Origin of the sequence: Methylobacterium goesingense (assembly GCF_022179225.1) — a bacterium.
In the GTDB taxonomy this organism is placed as follows: domain Bacteria; phylum Pseudomonadota; class Alphaproteobacteria; order Rhizobiales; family Beijerinckiaceae; genus Methylobacterium; species Methylobacterium goesingense.
This window is the reverse complement of the sequence record NZ_BPQL01000098.1, coordinates 1-24484: the sequence shown is the minus strand read 5'-3', so window position 1 is coordinate 24484 and position 24484 is coordinate 1. Positions and strand designations below refer to the sequence as shown.

The 24484-nt window shown below is 69.1% G+C and carries 19 protein-coding genes; 5 read left to right on the top strand and 14 right to left on the bottom strand.

All coding sequences use genetic code 11. The features are described 5' to 3' along the window. From MFF30_RS17370 to MFF30_RS17320, 11 genes are all read right to left on the bottom strand, one after another. The coding region (locus tag MFF30_RS17370; protein WP_506289931.1) for a response regulator at positions 1 to 201 on the bottom strand (201 nt) is incomplete at its 3' end. A 423-nt stretch (positions 202 to 624) separates the two neighbouring features. Beyond that, complete coding sequence (locus MFF30_RS17365; RefSeq protein ID WP_238280731.1) at positions 625 to 2772, bottom strand: sodium-translocating pyrophosphatase; 2148 nt, start codon at positions 2770 to 2772, stop codon at positions 625 to 627. Between the two features lie 409 nt (positions 2773 to 3181). Next, complete coding sequence (locus MFF30_RS17360) at positions 3182 to 3670, bottom strand: 2-oxo-4-hydroxy-4-carboxy-5-ureidoimidazoline decarboxylase (protein ID WP_238280730.1); 489 nt, start codon at positions 3668 to 3670, stop codon at positions 3182 to 3184. A gap of 243 nt (positions 3671 to 3913) precedes the next feature. Next, positions 3914 to 4945 (bottom strand): thiamine-phosphate kinase, encoded by a 1032-nt coding sequence (gene thiL, locus MFF30_RS17355; protein WP_238280729.1) that lies wholly within the window; start codon positions 4943 to 4945, stop codon positions 3914 to 3916. A gap of 5 nt (positions 4946 to 4950) precedes the next feature. Further along, positions 4951 to 5475, bottom strand: a complete 525-nt coding sequence (gene nusB / locus MFF30_RS17350) for a transcription antitermination factor NusB (protein WP_238280728.1) — start codon at positions 5473 to 5475, stop codon at positions 4951 to 4953. 5 nt (positions 5476 to 5480) lie between these two features. Continuing rightward, complete coding sequence (ribH, locus tag MFF30_RS17345; protein ID WP_238280727.1) at positions 5481 to 5987, bottom strand: 6,7-dimethyl-8-ribityllumazine synthase; 507 nt, start codon at positions 5985 to 5987, stop codon at positions 5481 to 5483. A 194-nt stretch (positions 5988 to 6181) separates the two neighbouring features. Beyond that, entirely contained in the window at positions 6182 to 6826 is a 645-nt protein-coding gene (locus MFF30_RS17340; RefSeq protein WP_238280726.1) for a riboflavin synthase, read from the bottom strand. Position 6827: 1 nt separating this feature from the next. Further along, entirely contained in the window at positions 6828 to 7916 is a 1089-nt protein-coding gene (ribD, locus tag MFF30_RS17335; RefSeq protein ID WP_238280732.1) for a bifunctional diaminohydroxyphosphoribosylaminopyrimidine deaminase/5-amino-6-(5-phosphoribosylamino)uracil reductase RibD, read from the bottom strand. Between the two features lie 44 nt (positions 7917 to 7960). After that, entirely contained in the window at positions 7961 to 8539 is a 579-nt protein-coding gene (gene nrdR / locus MFF30_RS17330) for a transcriptional regulator NrdR (protein ID WP_238280725.1), read from the bottom strand. Positions 8540 to 8675: 136 nt separating this feature from the next. Next, entirely contained in the window at positions 8676 to 9980 is a 1305-nt protein-coding gene (glyA, locus tag MFF30_RS17325) for a serine hydroxymethyltransferase (RefSeq protein WP_238280724.1), read from the bottom strand. Between the two features lie 271 nt (positions 9981 to 10251). Next, on the bottom strand, positions 10252 to 11550 hold the full coding sequence (locus tag MFF30_RS17320) for a L,D-transpeptidase family protein (RefSeq protein WP_238280723.1): 1299 nt from the start codon (positions 11548 to 11550) through the stop codon (positions 10252 to 10254). 334 nt (positions 11551 to 11884) lie between these two features. Between MFF30_RS17320 and MFF30_RS17315 the strand changes: the two genes are divergently transcribed. The 3 genes from MFF30_RS17315 to MFF30_RS17305 all read left to right on the top strand — a co-directional run bounded on the left by MFF30_RS17315 (position 11885) and on the right by MFF30_RS17305 (position 15541). Continuing rightward, entirely contained in the window at positions 11885 to 12211 is a 327-nt protein-coding gene (locus MFF30_RS17315) for a hypothetical protein (RefSeq protein WP_238280722.1), read from the top strand. A gap of 43 nt (positions 12212 to 12254) precedes the next feature. Continuing rightward, a complete protein-coding gene (locus MFF30_RS17310) occupies positions 12255 to 13244 on the top strand; it encodes a DUF1775 domain-containing protein (protein ID WP_238280721.1) in 990 nt (329 codons plus the stop codon). Between the two features lie 176 nt (positions 13245 to 13420). After that, positions 13421 to 15541, top strand: coding sequence for a TonB-dependent receptor family protein (locus MFF30_RS17305; protein WP_238280720.1), 2121 nt, complete (start codon positions 13421 to 13423; stop codon positions 15539 to 15541). Positions 15542 to 15656: 115 nt separating this feature from the next. Here MFF30_RS17305 and MFF30_RS17300 read toward each other — a convergent pair whose 3' ends face one another. Then, positions 15657 to 16055, bottom strand: a complete 399-nt coding sequence (locus MFF30_RS17300) for a DUF2306 domain-containing protein (protein ID WP_238280719.1) — start codon at positions 16053 to 16055, stop codon at positions 15657 to 15659. 58 nt (positions 16056 to 16113) lie between these two features. Between MFF30_RS17300 and MFF30_RS17295 the strand changes: the two genes are divergently transcribed. Continuing rightward, on the top strand, positions 16114 to 16677 hold the full coding sequence (locus MFF30_RS17295) for a TetR/AcrR family transcriptional regulator (RefSeq protein WP_238280718.1): 564 nt from the start codon (positions 16114 to 16116) through the stop codon (positions 16675 to 16677). A gap of 59 nt (positions 16678 to 16736) precedes the next feature. Here MFF30_RS17295 and MFF30_RS17290 read toward each other — a convergent pair whose 3' ends face one another. Together MFF30_RS17290 and MFF30_RS17285 are read right to left on the bottom strand one after the other, a co-directional pair. Then, positions 16737 to 19166, bottom strand: a complete 2430-nt coding sequence (locus tag MFF30_RS17290; RefSeq protein ID WP_238280717.1) for a penicillin-binding protein 1A — start codon at positions 19164 to 19166, stop codon at positions 16737 to 16739. 249 nt (positions 19167 to 19415) lie between these two features. Next, positions 19416 to 20702, bottom strand: coding sequence for an N-acetylmuramoyl-L-alanine amidase (locus MFF30_RS17285; protein WP_238280716.1), 1287 nt, complete (start codon positions 20700 to 20702; stop codon positions 19416 to 19418). A gap of 780 nt (positions 20703 to 21482) precedes the next feature. Between MFF30_RS17285 and MFF30_RS17280 the strand changes: the two genes are divergently transcribed. Continuing rightward, positions 21483 to 24484: Rne/Rng family ribonuclease (locus MFF30_RS17280; protein WP_238280715.1), on the top strand; the 3002-nt coding region annotated here is incomplete at its 3' end.

Sequence of the window (24484 nt, the reverse complement as noted above, 5' to 3'; positions counted from 1 at the left end):
CGTCCGCATGCTGATCACGGGGCGCAGCATCGTGATCAGCATGCGGACGTTGGCCGGTCCGCGAAGAACCGCCAGCGCTTGGGCGGCAGTGCTGACCTCTATGGCCTGATACCCGAGATCCGTCAGCATATCGGCCGTGACCATACTGACGAGCGAGTCTGTCTCCGCGATAAGGATAGCCAAAGGCTTGTTGTCTGACACAGACGTGCTCCGCGAGTTCAGGGCGGGAGCGCTCGCGACTCTCAGGCACTGGCGGCCGGGACCGAAGCCAATGATGGTCCCTGATACGCCGATTATCGGGAAGACGCGATGGCTATGAATCGGGACGCGTCGCTGCCCGAGGAACGCAACCCGGTCAGGCCGCTTTCCGTCCGTCCGATTCGCCCGCCCCAACTACGCCAAGAGCCCAGGATCGCACAATCTTCGCGCGCAGATCGGGCCGGCGGACCATCGTGCCAACCGGCAGATTCGGAACGTGCGCCGAACCCCGTGCTCGCGGATCGGGAATGATGCTTTCCATCTGATGTCTGCGGGGCACCCCAGCTATGGAGCGCCCCGTTTCACGCTAGGTTTTCAGAACAAGGAGCTTCGCGGTTCGAGGCGGAACTCCGGTTCGGCCGTCTCTCAGCTATGGGCCAGCACCGCCAGGAGGAGCAGGGCGATGATGTTGGTGATCTTGATCGCCGGGTTCACCGCGGGGCCGGCGGTGTCCTTGTAGGGGTCGCCGACCGTGTCGCCGGTCACCGCGGCCTTGTGGGCCTCCGAGCCCTTGCCGCCATGGTGGCCGTCCTCGATGTACTTCTTGGCGTTGTCCCAGGCGCCGCCACCCGAGGTCATCGAGACGGCGACATAGAGCCCCGTGATGATCACCCCGAGGAGCATCGCCCCCACCGTGGCGAAGGCCTGGCTCTTGCCGGCGATCGGCTGGATCACGAAGAACAGCACGATCGGCGACAGCACCGGCAGCAGCGACGGTACGATCATCTCCTTGATCGCCGCCCGGGTCAGCATGTCGACGGCGCGGCCGTAATCCGGCCGGTCGGTGCCTTGCATGATGCCGGGCTTCTCGCGGAACTGCCGGCGGACCTCCTCCACCACGGCGCCCGCCGCGCGGCCCACCGCCGTCATCGCCATGCCGCCGAACAGGAACGGAATGAGCCCGCCCAGCAGCAGTCCGACCACGACGTAGGGGTTGGAAAGCGAGAAATCGACCGTGACGCCCTGGAAGAAGCGGTACTGGGTCGGGCTCGCATTGGCGATGAAGTAGTTCAGGTCGGAGGTATAGGCGGCGAACAGCACCAGGGCGCCGAGACCGGCCGAGCCGATGGCATAGCCCTTGGTCACCGCCTTGGTGGTGTTGCCGACCGCGTCGAGGGCGTCCGTAGACTTACGGACGTCCGGCGGCAGGCCGGCCATCTCGGCGATGCCGCCCGCGTTGTCGGTGACGGGGCCGAAGGCATCGAGCGCCACGATGAAGCCGGCGAGCGCCAGCATGGCGGTGACCGCGATGGCGATGCCGAAGAGCCCGGCCAGCGAATAGGTGCTGATGATGCCCGCCACGATGACGAGTGCGGGGAGCGCGGTGGATTCGAGGGAGATCGCGAGGCCCTGGATCACGTTGGTGCCGTGGCCCGTCACCGAGGCGTCCGCGATGGACTTCACCGGCCGGAAATTGGTGCCGGTGTAGTACTCGGTGATGACGACGATCAGAGCCGTAATGACGAGGCCGATCACCGCGCAGCCGAGGAGCGCCCCCGAGGTGAAGGTGACGCCCGCGTTGGTGGTGAACGCTGTCGAGAGGCCGCCGAACAGGGCGTAGTTCACGCCCGCGATGGCCAGGACCGAGAGCAAGCCGGCGGTGATCAGGCCCTTGTAGAGCGCACCCATGATCGACTGGTTGGCCCCGAGCCGGACCGCGTAGGTGCCGGCGATCGAGGTGAGGATGCAGGCCGAGCCGATGGCCAGCGGGTAGAGCAGCATTGTCTCGAGCACGTTACGCCCGGACACATCGGTCTGCCCGGAGAAGAAGATCGCGGCGAGCACCATGGTGGCGACCACCGTCACCGCGTAGGTCTCGAACAGGTCGGCTGCCATGCCGGCGCAGTCGCCGACGTTGTCGCCGACGTTGTCGGCGATGGTGGCGGGATTGCGCGGGTCGTCTTCCGGAATCCCGGCCTCGACCTTGCCGACGAGATCGCCGCCGACATCGGCACCCTTGGTGAAGATGCCGCCGCCGAGACGGGCGAAGATCGAGATCAGCGAGGCGCCGAAGCCCAGCGCCACCAGGGCGTCGATGACGTCGCGGCTGGCCGGCGACAGGCCGGCGATGCGGGTGAGATAGGCGTAGTACAGCGCGACCCCGAGGAGCGCGAGGCCCGCCACGAACATGCCGGTGACGGCGCCGGATTTGAACGCCACGTCGAGACCGCCGCCGAGGGAGGTCGAGGCGGCTTGCGCGGTGCGGACGTTGGCGCGCACCGAGACGTTCATGCCGATGAAGCCGGCCGCCCCCGACAGCACGGCACCGATGAGGAAACCGATGCCGACCTTCAGCCCGAGGAAGTAGGCCAGCGCCACGAACAGCACGAGCCCGACGATCGCGATGGTGGCGTATTGGCGCCGGAGATAGGCCTGCGCACCCTCCGCGATGGCACCTGCAATTTCCTGCATGCGCGGGGTGCCGGCGTCGCGCCGTAAGACGTCGTTGATCGTCAGAATGCCGTAGGCGACGGCACAGAGCCCGCCCAGGATGATGAGCACCAATGCTGTCATGCGACCGTCCTTGATTGGATGATGTCCGGTGAGAGCTGCGGCGTATTCTTGATCGTATCAGCTGTTTCTTGGACTTTCTGGCCGTTCTGGTTCCCGGGCGGCGATGGCGAGCTTGAGCGGCGCGCTCGGGAGCTCGCATCTCGCCAGTATTGGTGTGTCGTTTCAGCGCGTGCCTGCTCTGAGTGCCAAACTTCCGAGACACTTGCAAATGCCGCTTAGGTTTTTCATCCGCGAATATTTGTGCGTTGCAGCATCGGTGTGTGGTCGGCCGTCGACGTTTCGGATCGTGCGCGCCGGCTCCGGGTCGTGCGACGGGTTCTTCAGCGAGTTGAGGCCCTTGTCACCTCTCAGGATAGCGTAGCATTGCGGACAGAAACTTCGTCGTGAGCATTCGCGAATATTGATGGAGTCAGCAGGATAAGTGATTTTGCTGCGACGTTACGCGTTCGTAAGGATTCTTGTCTTTCCGGGTTTCGACGTTCTCCTCACGGAGCAGATGGGACAAATTGCATAATAATGCAATTTTCATGGGGCGTGCGGACGTTCGGTGCGTGAGCGGTCGCAGCAGATCGGCGTCTGGCAAGAGGAGATCGGACGCATGCCCGGCCTGTCGTCGGGGCGGACGCGGATCAGGGCCCAGCGGTGCCCCAGCGCTTCCGGTGATGGCCGCGATCTCGGCGAGGGCTGCGTCCGGCTCCGCCCCCGGCGAAGGGGCGAGACGGCGTTCGAACTCCCACAGGATCTCGGCACGTCCGCTCCCGCGCGCCGCGATGATGGAGGGGAAGCCAAAGCGCGCGCGATGAGCCGCGTTGAGGTGATCGAACTCCGTTGGGCTTATGCGGTCGAAGCCCGCGCTTTCCTGCCCGGAGACGGAGGCGCCGGTCCTGTGCTGCGACATGGACGACGATCGGGTCGCTGCCGGTCCTGAAGGTCTCGCCCTTTCGCCAATAAGAGTCGATGGTCATGCCGGCATGCCGTTCGCGGTGTCGAGGACGCGGGTCGTCAGACGTCCGGTTTCGTCGGGCCATGCCGTGATGTTCCCAAGTCGTCCAGGCCGATCTCGTCCGTCGCGGCTCCGCGTCTGCGTGGGCCCGCACCGATCGAACGAGCAGGCCAGATGCCGGGTTCTTCGCGCCGATCGTCAGAAGTGACTGAACGATCCGGTCCCGATGGAGAGCGCTCGCCCGGAGGCCTGCCGGAAGACCGGTGCCCCCTGCCCCGCCGTAACCGTCCCGATGCAGGTCAGGGGCACGCCGACCGCCCCAGCTTCCGCCAGCAAGGCGTTCAGGTGCTCCGGCGCCACTGCGCAGAGGATCTCGTAGTCGTCGCCCCCGGTGACGATCGTCGTCAGCAGCTCGGGGGCCGCTGCCAGGGCGCGGGCCGCCGCCTCGGACAGGGGCATCGCGGCGAGGTCGATGTCGGCCCAGAGCCCTTGCTCGTCCGGCGTCCCACCCTTGAGCATCTTGGCGAGATCCCCGGCGAGTCCGTCCGAGACGTCCATCGCGGCCCGCGCATGCGCGCGCAGGACGGGCGCCAGGGCGATGCGTGGACGTGGATGCCAGTAGCGGTCGATCAGGGCGGCACGGTCGGAGGCGTCGAGGGCCTCCGACCAAGTCGCCGGAGGCGCTTGGCGCAGATGCAGCCCGAGGGCGGCATCGCCGATGGTGCCGCTGACGCAGATGCGGTCGCCGATCCGGGCTCCCAGGCGCCGGACCATGGTGCCGCGCGGCACCTCGCCGATGGCGGTGACGCCGATCAGTGCGGGGCCGGCCGCCCGCACGGTGTCGCCGCCGAGCAGCACGCCGCCGAACGCGGCGAGCCCCGCGCCGAGCCCAGCCGCGAAGCCCGCGAGCCAGTCTTCGCTCCATTCGTCCGGCAGGGCCAGGGTGAGCAGATAGCCGCGTGGGCTGGCGCCCTTGGCGGCAAGATCCGACACGTTCACGCCGAGGGCCTTGCGGGCGATCGATGCGGGTGGGTCGTCGGGAAAGTAATGCACGCCGGCCACGATGGCATCGGCCGTGAGGACGAGGTCGCAGCCCGGGCTCGGGGTCAGGGTGGCGGCGTCGTCGCGCAGGCCGTCCGCGCCGGGGCCCGCCAGGGGCGCGAAGTAGCGGGCGATGAGGCCGTCCTCGTCGGGCCGGGGCCCGCCGGCCTCCGACCGGTCTTCGGCCACGCGGCTCAGGCCCGCCCGGAGGCCGGAAGGCCGGCGAACTCATTGCCACGGACCTCGCGCGCGACTTTGTCGAGGACGCCGTTGATGAGTCCCGGCTCGTCGCCGTCATAGAAGCTGTGCGCGACGTCGACGTATTCCGAGATGGCGACGCGAGCCGGTACGTCGCGCCGGTACATCAGCTCGTAGGCCCCGGCGCGCAGGATGGCGCGCAGCACCGCCTCGATGCGCTTCAGGGGCCAGCCCGCCGCGAGCGCCCCGTCGAGCTGCGGGTCGATGGCGCGCTGCTCGTCGACGACGCCACGCAGGAGGTCGCGGAAGAAGGCGATCTCGGCCTGCGGATGGGCGATGCCGTCGACCTCGCGACCGATCCAGAACGTCTCGAACTCGGCCAGTGCCTCGATCACGCCCTTGCCCGAGATCTCCATGTCGTAGAGCGCCTGCACCACGGCGAGGCGAGCGCCGCTCCGTTCGGAGCTCTTCGACTCGGAATTCTTGGACCCGGAATTCTTGGACTCGGAATTCTTGGCCATGATGTTCAATCCTCTCCGACCGACGCCGCCGATGCGTCGCGCTTGAGCGACAGCACCGCGAGCGCGGCCTCGGCGGCACCGCCGCCCTTGTTCATCTCGGCGACCCGGGCGCGGGCCTGTGCCTGTGCCTCGGTCTCGACCGTCAGGATGCCGTTGCCGAGCGGCAGACGCAGGGTGACGGACAGGTCCATCAGCGCTCGCGCACTCTCGCCCGCGACGATGTCGTAGTGTCCGGTCTCGCCGCGGATGACGCAGCCGAGGGCCACCACCGCGTCGTAGGGCTGGCCCGCGCGGGCGGCGGCCTCGACCAGGATCGCGATGGCCGCCGGAATCTCCAGGGCACCCGGCACCGTCACCACGGTCGCCACCGCCTCGGCCGCCGCCAGGGCGCCTTCGGCGCCGGCCAGGAGTTCGTCGGAGAGGTCCTCGTAATAGCGGGCCTCCACCACGAGGACGCGCGCGCCCTTGACGTTGGCGGGGGCGGTGCGGGCGGCGTAGGCGTGCGATACCATCGAGGGGCCTTCACGGATGCGATCGACGCTCGGTGCGCCGCCGGTCCGTCCCGGGCGGCAGCCCGACGGAGCGGCGCATGCCGACGTGCGCGGTTCGACCGGCGGGAGAATCCCTCGATCGCAGGCGCGAGCGATAGACCGAAGGTGCCGTTGCGACAAGGCTGAGCATCGCGGGGGCCCGCCCCGCGCCGAGATCATGCGTCGCGCGCAGGCCGGCTCTCGGACAGGCGGGCGGCGTAGCGGGCGATGAGATCGACCTCGAGGTTGAGCCGGTCCCCGGCCTGGCGCTCGCCCCAGGTGGTGACCGCGAGGGTGTGCGGGATGAGGAGCACCGAGAACAGGTCGTCGTCCACGGAGTTCACGGTGAGCGAGGTGCCGTCGAGGCAGACGGACCCCTTCTCGGCGATGAAGCGCGCAAGCTGCGCCGGAGCCCGGAGGGTGAAACGGTCGGAGGGGGCCCATTGCGGATCGCCCGCGCCGCCCGTGACGGGATCGCGGGCGACGAGTTCGGCGAGACCGTCGACGTGGCCGGTGACGAGGTGGCCGCCGAGTTCGTCGCCGATCTTGAGGGAGCGCTCCAGGTTCAGGCGCCGGCCTTTCCGCCAGGCACCCACATGGGTGCGGGCCAGGGTCTCGGCCGCGGCGTCGACCGCGAAGATGCAGCCGCCCGCCACGGGCTCTACCGCCACCGCCGTGAGGCAAGGTCCCGAGCAAGCGATGGAGGCGCCGAGCGCGATCGAGGTCGGATCATAGTGCGAGCGGATGCGGATGCGGCGCAGGCGGTCGTCGCCCTCGACCGACACCACTTCCCCGATATCCGTGACGAGTCCGGTGAACATCTCAGACGCTCCGCTCATAGGTGACGGCCCGGTCGGGCCCGAGGGACCGGGTCTCGATCGCTCTGAGATGGCCGTGGGCCAGACGTTCCTGAAGGGCCGCGCCGACCGCCGGCAGGCCGCCGGCGCCGCCGAGGGCAGTCGGGCCGGTGATCAGCGTGAAAACGTCGACGAGGTTGGCTTCCGCGAGGGCATCGGCGAGGCCGGGGCCGCCCTCGCAGCAGATTCGCGTCAGGCCGCGATCGGCCAGGGCCCGCAAGGCCTCGTCGAGGTCGATCCGCCCGGTCCGGCTGGAATCGACGGCGATGACCTCGACCCCGAAGGAGGCGAGCATCCGCTTGGCGTGGATGGGCGCGCGGCGGGTGGTGACGATCAACGTCGGCACGTCCCGCGCGCTGCGCACCAGATAGGTCGAGGGCAGGATGCGCAGGGAGGAATCGAGCACCACCCGCAGGGGCGAGCGGTCGGACAGGCCCGGCAGCCGCACGGTCAGGGCGGGATCGTCGGCCCGCGCGGTGCCGATGCCGACCAGGATGGCGTCGGCGTGGGCGCGCCAGAGATGGACGGCCCCGTCCGCGATCGGCCCGGTGATGCGCAGGCGCTCGTTGGGCGCCCCGGCGAAACCGTCCCGGGTCTGGGCGAGCTTGAGGTGCAGGCTCGGCCGTCCCAGGGTCACGCGGGTGACGTGGCTACGGTGATCCCGCGCCGCCTCTTCCGCCAGGAGACCGGTGGTCACCGCGATGCCCGCTTCCGCCAGGAGCCCGTGCCCCCGGCCGGCAACCCGGGAATCGGGATCTGTCAGGGCGGTGACGACCCGGGTGATTCCGGCTCCGATGATCGCGTCCGTGCAGGGGGGCGTGCGTCCATGATGCGAGCACGGCTCCAGGCTGACGTAGAGGGTCGCGCCGCGCGCCGCCGCACCGGCCATCGCCAGGGCCATGGGCTCGGCGTGCGGTCGGCCGCCGGGCGCGGTGACGCCCTGCCCCACGATGCGTTCCGCCCCCGGCTCGCCCGCGACCACCACGGCGCCCACGGAGGGGTTCGGCCAAGTCCGTCCGAGGTTGCGATGCCCCAGGGCGAGGGCGAGGCGCATGAAGCGCCGATCGGCGGCGCTGACGGGCACGTTCGAAGGCTGGCTCACGGGGAAGACCGCGTCTGGCGCTTGGCCCGGAGCGGCGTCACGTGCGGCGGAAGCTCGACCTGGGGCGGAAGTTCGCCCGAGGGCGCATCGCACTCCGGTTCGGGGGCTGCCGACTCCTGCGCGACAGGCGGGGCGAGGGTACCGAGCAGCGCCTTGAAGTCGCTGGCCTCACGGAAATTCTTGTAGACCGAGGCGAAGCGCACATAGGCGACGTCGTCGAGACCCTTGAGACCCTCCATCACGAGTTCCCCGATGGCCTCGCTGCCGATCTCGGCCTCGCCGCTGCTCTCGAGCTGCCGGGTGATGCCGCTCACCAGGCGCTCGACGCGCTCGGGGTCGACGGGGCGCTTGCGCAGGGCGACTCCGATGGAGCGCTGAAGCTTGTCGCGATCGAAGGGCACGCGCTTGCCCGAGCGCTTGAGCACGGTGAGTTCGCGCAGCTGCACCCGCTCGAAGGTGGTGAAACGGCCGCCGCAATCCGGACAGACCCGGCGCCGGCGGATCGCCGCCGCGTCGTCGCTCGGGCGCGAATCCTTCACCTGGGTGTCGGGACCGCCGCAATAGGGACACCGCATCGGACGGACACCTGGGTTGAGCCGGAGATCGACAGAATGGCAACGGCCGCGAACCCGAGGGTCCGCGGCCGTTGCATGGCATGGTGAGGGGCGCCGATTCAAGCGCCGGAGAACAACCCCTCCGGGGCGTCTCGTCTCAGCTGTAGATCGGGAAGCGGTCGGTGAGGGCGTGCACCCGCTCCTTCACGCTCGCCTCGATGGCGGGATCGCCCGCATCGCCCTTGGCCACGAGCCCATCGAGCACCTCGACGATGAAGCCGCCGATCTGCTTGAACTCGGCGACGCCGAAGCCGCGCGAGGTGCCGGCCGGGGTCCCGAGGCGGATGCCCGAGGTGATCGTGGGCTTCTGCGTATCGAAGGGCACGCCGTTCTTGTTGCAGGTGATGTCGGCGCGGGAGAGCGCGGCTTCCGCCGCCTTGCCGGTGAGGCCCTTGCTGGTGAGGTCGACCAGCATGAGGTGGTTGTCGGTGCCGCCCGAGGTGATGTTGTAGCCGCTCGACATCAGGGTGTCGGCGAGCGCCTTGGCGTTCTCGATGACCTGCTTGGCGTAGATCTTGAACTCGGGCTTCAGGGCCTCGCCGAACGCCACGGCCTTGCCGGCGATGACGTGCATGAGCGGGCCGCCCTGGAGGCCGGGGAAGATCGCCGAGTTGAACTTCTTGGCGAGCGCCTCGTCGTTCGTGAGGATCATGCCGCCGCGCGGGCCGCGCAGGGTCTTGTGGGTGGTGGTGGTGACAACGTGAGCGTGCGGGAACGGCGACGGGTGGACGCCGGCCGCGATCAGGCCCGCGAAATGGGCCGCATCAACGAAGAAGTACGCGCCGACGGCATCGGCGATCTCGCGGAACTTGGCGAAGTCCCAGTGGCGCGGGTAGCCCGAGCCGCCGGCGATGATCACCTTGGGCTTGTGCTCGTGCGCGAGGGCCTCGACCTGCTCCATGTCGATGCGCTGGTCGTCGCGGCTCACGGTATAGGAGACCGGCTTGAACCACTTGCCCGAGACGTTCGGGGGGGCGCCGTGGGTGAGGTGGCCGCCGGCCGCGAGGTCGAGACCCATGAAGGTGTCGCCCGGCTGCATCAGGGCCATGAACACGCCCTGGTTCGCCTGGGAGCCGGAATTCGGCTGCACGTTCGCGAAGCCACAGTCGAACAGGCGCTTGGCGCGCTCGATGGCGAGGTTCTCGGCGATGTCGACGAACTGGCAGCCGCCGTAGTAACGCCGGCCCGGATACCCTTCCGCGTACTTGTTGGTGAGCACCGAGCCTTGCGCCTCGAGGACGGCGCGCGAGACGATGTTCTCGGAGGCGATCAGCTCGATCTCGTGCTGCTGGCGGCCGAGTTCCTGGGCGACTGCCTGGGCGATCTCCGGATCCGCGTCCGAGAGGGGGGCCGCAAAGAACGAGTTGGAGAAGTGCTTGTCGGCAGCAGTACCGGCGCTCATGGAAAGCCTCGATTGTTGAACGGGCGGACGCACCCGTAATCCGCTGGCGTGGGGCGGGCGGGCGTTCGAAGGCTGGATTACTACACGGGCCCGGTTCCAAGGCCAAGCACAGGCATTTTTTCGCGGGCCGTTAAAAAAATTCAGCACAGAGCGCGACGTGAAGTCTCGCGGACGCAACAACCCGTGTCGTGGCGTCGCATCCGCCACGCAAAAGGCCCGCGCTATGCAGCGCGGGCCCAGATCGCGGACAGTCTTGGCGTCTCGCTTGTGCTTAGTTTTCCTCGTCGCCCGGCTCGAAGCTCTGGACCGGCTCGGCGCTGGCGACGGGGGTCGGGGCCGAGAGGGTCGAGGGCACGTTCACGCCGTCGCGCTTGTAGATGTCGTCGCGGAACTGAACGAGGCCGTCCGGCGTCGACCAAGCGGTGATGTAGGTCCAGTAGACCGGCACCGGGGAGGACAGCGTGGCATCGACGCGCTTGCCGCTCTCGATGGCCTGCTCGACCTGGTCGCGGCCCCAGCCGGGCGTGTCCTTGAGCAGCCAGGTGATATACTCGCGCACGTTCTGCACGCGGACGCAGCCCGAGGAGATGAAGCGGAAGTCGTCGCCGTACACGCCCTTAGAGTTCGTGTCGTGCATGAACACGCCGTAGGGGTTCGGGATGTTGATGCGCACGATGCCCATCGAGTTGAAGTCGGCGCCCGAATCCTGGCGGTAGCGGTAGCGCGTGCCCTCGTCCGAATTCCAGTTCACCGAGGCCGGCGAGATCTCGTTGTCGCCCGCGAAGATGCGGATCTTGTTCTCGGTGAGGTAGGACGGGTCCTTCTGCATCTTGGGGATGAGGTCCTTCTTCACGATGGAAGCCGGAACCGTCCAGAAGGGATTGAAATTGATCTGCGTCGCCTTGGTGTTCATGATCGGCGACTGACGGTCGATCTTGCCGACGCCGGCGGCGTGGAGGGTCACGACCTGGCCGTTCTCCACCGTCTGCACCAGGGCGGCGGGGATGTTTGTGATGACGAAGCGGTTGCCGAGGTTGCCGGCGTAGGAGCGCAGGCGCACCACGTTGATCTCGAGCTGGTGCAGGCGCACGTCGGCGGGCACGTTCATGGCCGCCTGCGTGGTCTGGCTCATGGCGCCGGTCTGGCTGAGGCCGTGCCGGGCCTGGAAGCGCTTCACGCCGGCCGAGACGTAGGAATCGTATACGCCCGAGCCGCCCGAGGCCGGGTCGAGATCGCCCGTGATGATCAGGCGCTGGCGCAGAGCCGCGACCGCCGGGCCCTTGGCGCCGACGCGCAGGCGGTCGGCGCCCGAGACGGGCTTCCAGCCGCCGCGATTGACGATGTCGCGGTAGCGCTCGATCATCTGCTCCGTGGCCGTCACGGTCTGGGGCGACAGAATCGGCGTGGAGGAGCGCTGCACCTGCATGGCGGCGGGCGAGGCGTAATCCTGCGCCCATTCGGCCTGGGCGAAGCCGCCGGCCTCGCGCGCCATCGCGGACGAACCGAGGACGCCCGCCGATGCGAGCAGTGCAAGGCCGAGCGACCGGGTGTGGAAAGCCTGTTTCAGCATCGGACGTGAACTCTGATCTGATTTACGAAGCGACATGTGGCGCCCATGATCCCGAACGCGCGCCGCGCCGGGACTTGGAACTCCCCGTGTCGCGAACGTGTCGGGGTGGGGTTAAGAACTCATGGTCACCCGGCCACATTGTGGCATGGCGGGGTTTATCCCCGTGATCCCCGAACACAGCCTCTCGACTGCGGCCCGTGTGCCACAGCACCGTGCGGCGTTTCGTGATCAGCATGGCGCCCGGACGCCCGATGGCGTAAGTCGAGTCACAATGACGTTCCCGGCACATCAGGTAGGCCACGGAGGTTGGGCCCCGCTGCGCGCGGTCACTGCGGTGATCGCGCTGTACGCGTTCGTGCTGAACGCCATCCTGGGCGGGCTCGTCCCTCTGCCCGTCTCGATCTCGCACGGCGTCCTGTGTCTCGGGCAGGTGGACGGCGCGAGTCCGGCCGTGCCGGATCCGTCCCACGCCCATCATCAGTCCTGCTGCACCGTGGCCGGGCCGATGCTGCAGGTGGCCCTGCCGGAGATCGATGACCACGCCGTCGTCTGGCCGCCCCGCGCCGTCCTGAGCCGCATCGCGTGGCAGCGTAAGGTCGCCCACTTCGTGCGCGGTCCGCCGGGCGCGATACCCCAACCGCGCGGTCCTCCCGTCGTCTGAAGCGATCACACACTTCCGATCCCTTCCGACACGGACTCGACCCATGACCCGAATTCTTCGCGCCGCGCCCCTCGCCGGCCTCGCGCTTTCCCTTGTGCTGACCACCTCCGCCGCTCGCGCGCACGCCACCCTGGAGCGCAAGGAGGCGACGCCCAACGCCAGCTATCGCGGCGTGGTCCAGATCACCCATGGCTGCGACGGCCAGCCGACCAACCGCGTCAGCGTCACCATCCCGGAAGGGGTCGTGGGCGCCAAGCCGATGCCGAAGCCCGGCTGGACCGTGACCACCGAGAAGGGCGCCTACGCCCGCGCCTATCCCTACTTCCACGGCGACATCCGCGAGGGCGTGAAGACCATCACCTGGACCGGGGGCAGTCTGCCGGACGATCAGGTCGACGAGTTCACATTCCTGGCGCGGGTCACGGATGCCTTCGCCCCCGGTGCCACGGTCTATTTCCCCATCGAGCAGGATTGCGCGAAGGGACAGTATCGCTGGAGCGAGATCCCGGCCGCAGGCCAGGACGCTCACGCTCTCAAATCGCCCGCCCCCGGGGTCCGGGTCGTTGCGGCCGCGAAGGTGGCGCCCGCCGGCGCGGCAGGCTCCACGAGCGTGAAGGCCGGGGACCTCACCATCGAGACGCCCTGGATCCGGGCGACCCCCGGCGGCGCCAAGGTGGCGGGCGGCTACGTGCGCATCACCAACACCGGCACGCAGGCCGACCGGCTCACCGGCACCGCGATTCCGCTCGCTGACCGCGGCTCCATCCATTCCATGACCATGGAGGGGAGCGTGATGAAGATGGCCCCCATCGAGGGTGGCCTCGCCATCAAGCCCGGCGAGACGGTGGAGCTGAAGCCGGGCGGCCTGCACCTGATGTTCGAGGGCCTCAACGGCGCGCCGAAGGCCGGCGACGTGATTCCCGGAAGCCTGACCTTCGATCGGGCCGGAAACGTGCCGGTGAGCTTCAGCGTCGCGCCGATCGGGGCGTCGAAGCCCGGCGCTCCCGCTTCGCCGGGTCATCACGACCACTGAGCGTTCCCCCGGCGCTCGGGCCGGTTCGGCCCGGCCAGCGCACGAGGCTGCCCCTCGGCGTGGTTCACGCCGCGGGGCATCGGCCCTGTCCCAGCCCCCTGGTTTCTCTCACCGGGATCACGCCGGCCCCTCCGCACCTGTCGCAGAGCGCGGGCCCGTGGTCCGGAGTCTATCCGATGTCCGCTCCCCTACCCCGCCTTGCCGTGTCCTGTACCCTTGCCGCGGGCGTCTCGCTCCTGGCGATCTGTCTTGCGATGAACCGGGCCGCCGCGCAGGAAACCGCCGCCGCGACGCTCGCGGAACTCAGCGTCGAGGGCGTGGCGGCGGGTTCCCTCACCGTGCCGAGCGTGACCGCCCAGCGTGCCGCCGTGAACGCCACGGTCGGCTCCGTGGCCTTCGTGGATGCCAGCGCCTTCCAAACCCGCTACGCCAATACCCTGCGCGACACCCTGAAGGAAGTGCCGGGCGTCTACGTCCAGGAGCGCTACGGGCAGGAACTGCGCATCTCGGTGCGCGGCTCGGGCATCTCGCGGGGCTTCCACCTGCGGGGACTCGAGCTCCTGCAGGACGGCATCCCGTTGAACCTCGCCGACGGCAGCGGCGACTTCTATCAGATCGACCCGCTGAGCCTGCGCTCGATCGAGGTCTACAAGGGCGGCAACGCCCTCACCTTCGGAGCCACGACGCTCGGCGGCGCCATCAACTTCGTCACGCCGACGGCCTATACGGCCTTCGCGCCTAACATCCTGCGCATCGACGGAGGCGCCTTCAATACAATTCGAGAGAACTTCCAGGCGTCCCGAATTTCCGGCCCGGCCGACTTTCTGATCAACGGCACGATTACGAATTCCGACAGCTATCGGAATCATGAGACCCAACGGACGCAGAATTTCAACGCCAACCTCGGTTACCAGCTCGCACCGGGCGTCGAGACGCGATTCTTTGCCGGCATCTACCTGACCGACCAGAAGCTTCCCGGCACGCTGAGCCTGTTCAATGCCCTGAACAACCCGACGCTCGCCAACCCCACGGCGATCTCGGGCAACCAGTCGCGCAAGGTCGAGACCGAGCGGATCGCCAACCGGACCTCCTTCGCGCTCGATGTCGGCAAGCTCGACATCGACACCTGGGCCATCCACAAGTCGTTGTACCACCCCATCTTTCAGGTCATCGACCAGGATGGCTGGACCTACGGCATCGCGCCGCGCTGGGCCGGCAGCTTCGACGTGGGAGGCTTCCGCAACGATACGATCCTGGGGCTGCGGGCCTTCGCCGGCCAGAACTCGGCGCTCCAGTTCGTCAACAATGGCGGCCAGCGCGGCGCCCAGACTCTGCGCTCGGTCCAGAGTGCATCAAACTACGAGGCGTATGGCGAAAACCGGTTCTGGTTCCTGCCGGATGTTGCACTGATGACCGGCGCCAAGGCGTTCTCGTCGAATCGCACCTACAGCAACAAGGGCGGATTCACCGGCGCCAACGCGCGCGCCTCCTTCGCCGACGAGACCTACCAGGGCATCAACCCGAAGCTCGGCCTGCTCTGGCAGCCCCTGCCGGAGATCCAGGTCTTCGGCGACGTCACCGGCTCGCGCGATGTTCCGGACTTCACGGACCTCGTGCAGACGAATACCCTCAACACCACCTTCGTGCCCCTGCGGGCCCAGCGGGCGGTGACCTACGAGGCCGGAACACGGGGGCGCATCGACCGGCTCTCCTGGGACGTGACGCTCTACCGCTCCGAGATCCGCGACGAGTTGATCAACTTCTCGATCAATCCCGGGCTCAACATCCCTGCCGCGACCTTCAACGCGCCGCGCACCCGCCACCAGGGCGTCGAGGCGGCCGTCTCCCTCGATCTCGCCCGCGACCTGTTCGGACAGGGCGACGGCCTCGTCGTCTCGCAGATCTGGACCCACAACGATTTCCGCTTCGTGGGCGACCCGGTCTTCGCCAACAACCGCATCGCCGGCATCCCGGACGACGTCCTGCGGACGGTGATGACCTACCGGAACCGCGAAGGCTTCCACATCAGCCCATCCCTCGACTGGGTGCCACGGGGCGCCTTCGCGGACCACGCCAACACCCTGCAGGTGCCGGGCTACGCGGTGCTCAACCTCGCAGCGGGGTTCGACTTCGCGAACGGCGTCTCGCTGTTCGTGGATGCTCGCAACCTGACCGACGCCCGTTACGTCTCCGACATCAGCGTGGTCACCAACGCCGCCGCCGTGGCCGGCGGTCCGGTGGCCTTCTATCCGGGCGTCGGCCGCAGCGTCTTCGGCGGGGTGCGGGCGGCCTTCTAATACCGGACCTCGATGAGCCTAATTCATCGAGGTCCGTCCGCGCGACGGCGCGGCGGCGGTCGTCCGCCGGACCTCAGGGAGGCTGACCTATGGGTCAGGCTCACTGAGACTTGGTCTAAGGGGAGAAGAAGACCCGGTACATGATCCGGCCCGGCACCAGCGTGAACAGGCCGGTGATGAGAAGTCCGCCGACGAACAGGCCGATCATCGTCCAGCGATGCGCAGCGATCCGCCCCGCCCGGGCCAGGGCGATGCCGACGGCGAGCACGCCCAGGGTGAGGATCGAGAGGCCGTGAATCCAACTGAAGGGGCCGACCTGCCGCAATTCGTGGATGCCGAAGGACGAGAGGGCGACGAAGGCGAGGAGGCCGACCCAGACCCGTCCAAGCTGGCGATGCCCCGGCGTGCCCTTCGGCATCGCGAACTGGAGCGCGCCGAGGCCGATCCCGAGAATCGCCGCCAGCGCATGGGCCTGGATGACGGGGCCCGAAGCGATCAGGGGCTCGAGCGTCATGCCGTCTCTCCGCGCATCTGCTATGTTGACGCAGACAACATGAGGGCAGAAGTTGGCAGTGTCAACATCCGACAAGGCGCCGTATCACCACGGCGATCTCAGGCGCTCGCTGCTGGACGCGGCCTCCGGGATCCTGCATCGGGACGGTATCGGGGCGGTGAGCCTGCGCGAGGTCGCACGCGCAGCCGGGGTTTCGCACAACGCGCCCTACCGGCATTTTCCGAGCCGGGACGCACTCCTGGCCGGGGTCGCGGCCGAGGGGTTCGGCCGCCTGCGCGCGCGCCTCGAGGCGGCGGGTGACGATCTCGCGGCGATGGGGGAAGCCTACCTCGCCTTCGCCGTGGCGGAACGCCCGTGCTTCCTGCTGATGTTCGGCAGCAGCCTCTGCAAGGCGGACTTTCCCGACCTCGCCGGCGCCGCCCTCGAGGCCCTACGGGCGCTCGACCGGGTCGCTTCGGGCCGCGCCGTATCCGGGGGCGATGCGTCCGAATCCCGGACCATCGGGCCGGCGACGCTCCGCGCCTGGGCCATCGTCCACGGCTTCGCCCACCTCGTCGCCGACGGCCAACTGAGCCTGGAGGCCGCCTCCGGGGCCCTCGCCGCCGATGGGACGGTTCCCTGACCGTGAGCGAGAACGCGCGCCGCCGGACCGTGATCGTCCCGGCGGCGCGCGGCGTGACTTCAGTACAGCCCGCCGGCCTGGGCGGCGCGGTCCGCGTCCGGCGGCACGGCAGCCGGGGCGCTGTTCTGGGACGGCGCGGCCACGTAGGCGTCCGGCGGGGCGGTGCCGGGCTTGAATGCCTCCAGGATCGTGCCGGGGCCGTCGCCGGAGCCGGCCCGCATGCCGGAGGAGGCCGAGACGCGGATCAGCTTGATGCCCGGGGGTACGCGGAACGGTGTCGGCGGCTTGTCCTTGAGCGCCTGCTTCAGGAAGTCGAGGGCGATCGGGGCGGCGAGGCCGCCGCCGGTGGCCCGGTCGCCGAGGGAGCGCGGCTTGTCGAAGCCGAGATAGACGCCGACGGCCAGGTCCGGCGAGAAGCCCACGAACCACGCGTCCTTGGCGTCGTTGGTTGTGCCGGTCTTGCCGGCCAGCGGCTTGCCGACCTGCTTCAGGATCGTGGCGGTGCCGCGCTGGACCACGCCCTCCATGATCGAGGTCATCTGGTAGGCGGTGAGCGGATCGAGGACCTGCTCTGAATCGTCCACCAGCTTGGGCTCGTCCTGGCCCGACCACTTCTCCGCGTCGCAGCCGAGGCACTTGCGGGTGTCGTGCTTGTAGATGGTCTCGCCGACCCGGTCCTGGATGCGATCGATCAGGGTCGGGCGGATGCGCCGGCCGCCATTGGCGAGCATCGAATAGGCGGTGACCATGCGCATGACGGTGGTCTCGCCCGCACCCAGCGACATCGGCAGCACGGGCAGCATGTCGTCGTAGACGCCGAAGCGGCGGGCGTACTCGGCGATGAGGGGCATGCCGACATCCTTGGCCAGCCGCACCGTCATCAGGTTCTTCGAGTGCTCGATGCCGTAGCGCAGCGTGTGCGGGCCGCCGGACTTGCCGTCGTAATTCGAGGGCGTCCAGGCCTCCTGGCCGGGGCCCGCCTCGATGGTGATCGGCGAATCCTGCACGATGGAGGACGGGGTGTAGCCGTTGTCGAGGGCCGCCGAGTAGACGATCGGCTTGAACGATGAGCCGGGTTGGCGCATCGCCTGGGTGGCGCGGTTGAACTGGCTCTCGTCATAGGAGAAGCCGCCGACCATGGCGTGGACGCGACCCGTATAGGGGTCCATCGCCACGATGGCGCCGGAGATCTCCGGGCGCTGGCGCAGGCGGTACAGGCCCCGGCCCCCGTCGATGGCTTCCACGTAGACCACGTCGCCCGGGTTCAGGGCGGCGGCGGGCGAGCGCCCGGTCCAGCGGGTGCCGTCGGCGCCGATGGTGCCGGTCTCGCGGTCCTTGGAGACGTGGCCCGAGGCCTCGCGGCGGGGCTGGAGGCCGATCTGCGCGGCGCCGCCCGTGGTGCTCAGCACCACCGCGAGGCGCCAGGGGGCGACGTCGCCGAGGCCGGAGACCTCCGAGACGGCGAGACCCCAGTCGCGGCCGACGAGGTCGACCTTGGCCTGCGCGCCGCGCCAGCCATGGGACTGGTCGTAGCGGATCAGGCCGTCCACCAGGGCCTTGCGGGCCCAGGCCTGCATCTTCGGGTCGAGGGTGGCGCGCACGGACAGGCCGCCCTCGTAGAGCTTCTTCTCGCCGTAGCGCTCGGCGATCTCGCGGCGCACTTCCTCGGTGAAGTAGTTGGCATTGGCGGCGTTGGCGAAGGCGACGCGCGGGTTGACGCCGAGCGGCATCTTGCGGGCGGCCTCGGCCTCCTCCTTGGTGATGTACCCGTTCTGGGCCATCAGGCCGATGATCTCGTTGCGCCGGTCGAGCGCCTTCTGGGTCTGGCGGTAGGGGTGGTAGTTGTTCGGCCCCTTGGGCAGGGCGGCGAGGTAGGCCGCCTCGTTGATCGTCAACTCGTGAACGGACTTGCCGAAATAATCGAGCGCGGCCGCCGCGACCCCGTGCAGGTTGCGGCCGGGCACGATGGTGCCGAGGAAGATCTCGTTGAGATAGAGTTCGAGGATCTTGTCCTTCGAGTAGGCGGCCTCGATCCGGAAGGCGATCAGCGCCTCCTTGGCCTTGCGCTCGAAGGTCTGCTCCGGCGACAGCAGGAAGTTCTTGGCCACCTGCTGGGTGATGGTCGAGGCGCCCTGCTTCTTGCCGCTCTTGAAGTTGGTCAGCGCGGCGCGGACCAGACCCTCGGGGTCGACGCCGCCGTGCTTGTAGAAGTTCTTGTCCTCGGCCGAGAGGAATGCCGCGACCACGATCTTCGGCATCGCCTGGATCGGCAGGTAGAGCCGGCGCTCGGTGGCGTATTCGGCGAGCAGGGAACCGTCCGCCGCGTGGACGCGGCTCATAACCGGCGGCTCGTAATTGGCGAGCGCGGCGTGGTCCGGCAGGTCCTGACTGAACTTCCAGTAGAAGAACGCCGCTCCTGCCGCGCCGATCACGAAGACCATCGCGCCAATGCTGAACAGGAAGCCGAAGAAACGAAGGATGAAGCGCATCCGGGTCCCGTCCGTCGATGATCCGCCGCCGCCCGCCGGCCGCGAGAGCACCCGCCACCGTGGCGTGTGCTCCCTGGACCGTGTCCCGGCCCGAAATGCAAGGGCCTCGATGCAAGGGTCTCGCCGCGATTGTGCGGGCGAGGCGCGTGCGATGGGTGGCGTAGGCTCAGGGTGCCCGCGACGGTTCCCGTCGAGGCTCATCGACGTCGATCCGACCGGGGCGTTGCGAGCCCCGGTTTCACAACCATTCTATGGTGAAACTGGGGCGATTGCCGCCGAGCGCCGAGGCGGAACCGGGCGGGTCAGGGAGGTGCGGTTGCCGAAGAAGGCGTCGATCGCCTTGGCCATGCCGCCGGTGACCTCGGCCCGCCAGCCCTCGGACTGGAGCAGATCGAGGTCGCGCTTGCTCGACAGGTAGCCGAGTTCGACCAGCACGGAGGGCACGTCGGGCGAGCGCAGCACCTGGAAGCCGGCCTCCCGGTGCGGCTTGGCGCTCATCTCCATCACGGGGCCGAGATGGGCCATCAGGCCCTTGGCGAAGCCCGAGGAGAAGGTGCGGGTCTCCCGCAGGGTGAGGTCCTGCAGAATGTCGGCGACGTGGCCCGGCCCCTCGTTCGATTCGGTGCCGGCGGCGGCGTCGGCCCGGTTCTCGCGCTCGGCGAGCTTGGCCGATTCGGCGTCGGTGGCTTTCTCGGAGCCGGTGTAGATGGTGGCGCCGCGCACCTGCGGGGCCGAAGAGATCGAGTCGGCGTGGATCGAGACGAACAGGTCGGCCTTCGCCTCTCGGGCGAGGCGGACGCGCTCGGAGAGCGGCACGAATACATCCCGGTCGCGGGTCATGCGCACACGGTAGCGCCCGCCGGATTCGAGCCGTGTCACCAGGGACTGGGCGAAGCCGAAGACGATGTCCTTCTCGAACACGCCCGTGGCCGCGATGGCGCCCGGGTCGGTGCCGCCGTGGCCCGCATCCACCATGATGAGGGGGCGGGCATCCATCGCCTCCGGTGCGGCGGCCTTGCGCTGGGCGGGTGCCGGGTCGCTCGCCACGGCGGCACGGCGGAAGGCGTCGCGGTCGGCGCGCTGGAACTCGACGCTGAGGAGCACGGCGCCGTCGCGGGGGCGGGTCACGGTCTCGATGCGCCCGACGCTGGCGGGCTGGGCGAGGTCGACGACGATGCGCGAGCGGCCGGGGGCGAACAGCCCGTAGCGGAAGGAGGAGACGAGCCCATCGCGCTTGCGTCCGGTCTCGGGGCCGAGTTGGAAGTTCACCTCGGCGAGGTCGATCACGGCCCGGTCCGGCCGCTCCATCACGAACGCCTTGGCCTCGATGGCCTTCGAGAGGGTCAGGGTCAGCCGGGTGGTGCCGGCGTTCGTCGAGAGCTCGGCCGCAATGGCGACGGCGGCCTGGCCGCCCTGCGCGGCCGCGCGGCCCTTTTCGCCATCCTGGGCCAGGGGACGCAGGGTGCCGGCGGGCAGGATGCCGGCGGCCAGGAGGGCCACGGCGGCGGAGCGGAGCAGGGGCGAGCGTATCGGCATCGGTCCGGCTTTCGTCCCTGGAGGAGCTGGCTCGCGAACGCGCTTCGGTGAGCCGTGCGCTTAAGGGATACGGACGGGATGGTTAACCGTTCCTCAAACCCCGCGTTCCGATTCGCGGGGCCTTGTGGCCCTTCGGCGACAGGCCGGCCCGCCTCACGAAAGCGGATCCTAGCCGGTGAAGGACCGCGCCGGCATGAGCTCTTTCAAATCAAGGTCCTTGCCAAAAGGTCGCGACGCTCTGTAATGGTAGGGTCCCCTTCCCGGTGCCGCGCGGTTTGCTCCGCGGCCCGCGGGCGCGGTCCGGCTTCACGCGGGATCGCCTTCGCAGTCGGCTCTTCGCGTCAGACCGTTTCACGTCGGACGATGCGGCGCTTCAAATCCGGGCGGGAGTCGGTTCATTCGGCGGCTTCCGATCGGGCCGCCGCACCGTTCTTGGAGTGCACGGCCTGTCTTCGGACGAGCCCACACACAGTCTTCGCGAGGTCAGGGAGAGAATGAGCGGACACACAGCATCGGTTGCCGTTGCTCGTGTTCAACGCCTGCGCGTTTCGCGTGGCGCCGCCTTCTCGTCGACCCTGGCCAGGATCAACCCCACGCGCGCCGAGATCCGGCGCCCTACGGCGGTTGGCGGCAATCCCTTCCCCACAGCTTCCGCGACCCCCTTCCCCGGGTCGTCACGTGCGCTGACCCCACCATCCGACGCGTCGGGATCGGGGGGCGCACCATCGGGACCGCGCGGTTCGAGGAGAACGACGTCGACCGCCATGTCGAAAGTTCGTCATGGCCAACAACAAGATGCTCATCGACGCGATGCACCCGGAGGAGACCCGGGTCGTCACGGTTCACGGGTCGCGGGTCGAGGAATTCGACTTCGAGGCCGCCAACCGGCGGCAGCTTCGCGGTAACATCTACCTCGCCAAGGTGACCCGTGTGGAGCCCTCGCTCCAGGCGGCCTTCATCGAGTACGGCGGCAACCGCCACGGCTTCCTCGCCTTCAGCGAGATCCACCCCGACTACTACCAGATCCCGCTGGCCGACCGGCAGGCGCTGCTGGAGGACGACGCCCGCGAGGCGGAGGAGCACCGGGAGCGCGAGGAGCGCAAGCCCCGCCGCCGCTCGCGCGGCCGTCGCGACGGCAATGCCGCGAAGGTGGCCAGAACCTCCGAGAGCGTGACCTCCGAGGCGTCAGAAGACCGTCCCGAGGGCGATCCGGCGATCGGCGCGGCTGACGCCCTCCTGGAAGGCGGCCTCGCCACGACCCACGAGACCGCGGCGCATGAGTCCGCCGCGCAAGAGACCACCACGCCGGAGGGCGACGCCGCCGCCGATCTGCCGCAGGCCGAACGCGTCGATGCCGCGCCCGCGGATGCGTCCCCCGAGACCGAGATGAAGCCGGCCGAGGACGGCATGCTCGAAGGCGCGACCGCCGAGACGCCGGTGGCGCCCGCCGCCGAACTCGCCCTCGAGGCCGCGCCCATGGGCGAGGCCGTCGCCGAGGAGGCCCCGGACGCCGATGAGGCCGAGGCTCCGGCCGCATCCGAAGACGAGTCCGACGCGGACGACGATTCGGACGAGGACGACGACGATTCGGACGACGAGTCCGAGGAGGACGACGACGACGATTCGGACGACGAGGACGAGGACGAAGAGGAGGGCGAGGACGGCGAGCGCCGGCAGAAGATCGCCCAGGTCGGCGGCGACGCCATGGCGGAGATCCCCGAGCGTCCGCGCACCTACCGCCGGCACTACAAGATTCAGGAGGTCATCAAGCGCCGCCAGATCATCCTGGTGCAGGTCGTCAAGGAAGAGCGCGGCACCAAGGGCGCGGCGCTAACCACCTATCTGTCGCTCGCCGGCCGCTACTCGGTGCTGATGCCCAACACGGGACGCGGCGGTGGCATCTCCCGCAAGATCACGAGCGCCGCCGACCGCAAGCGCCTCAAGGAGGTCGCGCAGGACCTGGAGGTGCCGGACGGCATGGGCGTAATCCTGCGCACGGCCGGCGCCTCGCGCACCAAGCCCGAGATCAAGCGCGACTTCGAGTACCTGATGCGCCTCTGGGAGAGCGTGCGCGAGCTGACGCTATCGTCGTCCGCCCCCGCGCTGGTCTACGAGGAAGGCTCGCTGATCAAGCGCGCGATTCGCGACCTCTACAACAAGGACATCGACGATATCCTGGTGGCGGGCGACGAGGCCTACCGCGAGGCGCGCGACTTCATGCGCATGCTGATGCCGGGCCAGTCCAAGGTCGTGCAGCCCTATCGCGAGTCGACGCCCATCTTCGCCCGCTACGGGGTGGAGCAGCAGCTCGACGCGATGTTCTCCACGCACGTCACGCTGAAATCCGGCGGCTACCTCGTCATCAACCCGACGGAGGCGCTGGTCTCCATCGACGTGAACTCGGGCCGCTCGACCCGCGAGCACGACATCGAGGACACCGCGCTGCGCACCAACCTGGAGGCGGCCGAGGAGGTCGCCCGCCAGCTGCGCCTGCGCGATCTCGCCGGCCTCGTCGTGATCGACTTCATCGACATGGACGAGAAGCGCAACAACCGCGCCGTCGAGAAGAAGCTCAACGAGTGCCTGAAGAACGATCGCGCCCGCATCCAGGTCGGCCGGATCTCGCCCTTCGGCCTCCTGGAGATGAGCCGCCAGCGCATCCGCACCGGCATGCTGGAGAGCTCCTCCCTCCCCTGCACGCATTGCGGCGGTTCGGGCTATGTCCGCGCCACCGCGTCGGTGGCCCTGCAGATCCTGCGGGCCATCGAGGAATCGCTCCTCAAGAGCACCAGCCACAACCTCATCCTGCGTACGAAGACCGAGGTCGCGCTCTACATCCTCAACCAGAAGCGCGCCCACTTGCGCGAACTGGAGGTGCGCTTCGGCGTCTCCGTGACGATCGCGGCCGACGAGCGCCTGGCGGCCACCTCCGCCTTCCAGCTCGATCGCGGTGAGCCCGCGAGCCGGCTCGAGGGCCCGGCGACCGGCGTGCGCGCCGTGGCGATCAACTCGGCCCTGGAGCCGGAGGAGGATTTCGATCCCGAGATCGAGGCGATCGAGGCAGAGGGCGACGAGGTCGAGGCCGAGGGCGCGTCCGACGAGGCGCGCGAGGAAACCCGCGAGGAGGCCCGCGAGAAATCCGCCGAGGGCGGCGAGGGCCGGGGCGGTCGTCGACGGCGCCGTCGCCGGCGCGGCGGCCGTCCCGAGGGCGGCGAATCGTCCGGGACCGAGGGGGCCGCGTCCGAGGGCGAGGATGACGTCGAGGGCGAGGAGACCGACGAGGTCGCCGCCCAGGCCGAGGGCGACGAGGTCGTTACGGCCGGCGAGACCCCGCCCGCGGGCGATGACGACGGCAGCGGACGCCGCCGTCGCCGGGGCCGTCGCGGCGGCCGTGGCCGTGACCGCGAGGGCCGCTCACGTGACGGCGAGGGCAGCGAGGGCTCCCGGGACCAGACCTCTCAGGACCACAGCGCCCAGGATCACGTCGCACAGGACGAGACGCCCCGGGACGAGTCCTTCGGGCAGCCGGTCTCCGAGGACCGGGCTCCCCAGGACAAGCCCGTCGGCTCGATCGACGGCGATCAGGGCGCGAGCGATGCGCCGTCCGCCTTCCTCGGCGGCGAGGAGCCGGTGAGCGCGGAGGCGGTCGCCGCTGCTTCGACCGGAGAGACCGAGCCCGCGCAGGCGCCGGCCTTCTCGGAAGGGCACGTGACCCAGGCGGAGGATCTGCCGGTCGCGTCCAAGCCGGAGCCCGAGGCTCAGCCGGCCGAGGCGCCCGCGCC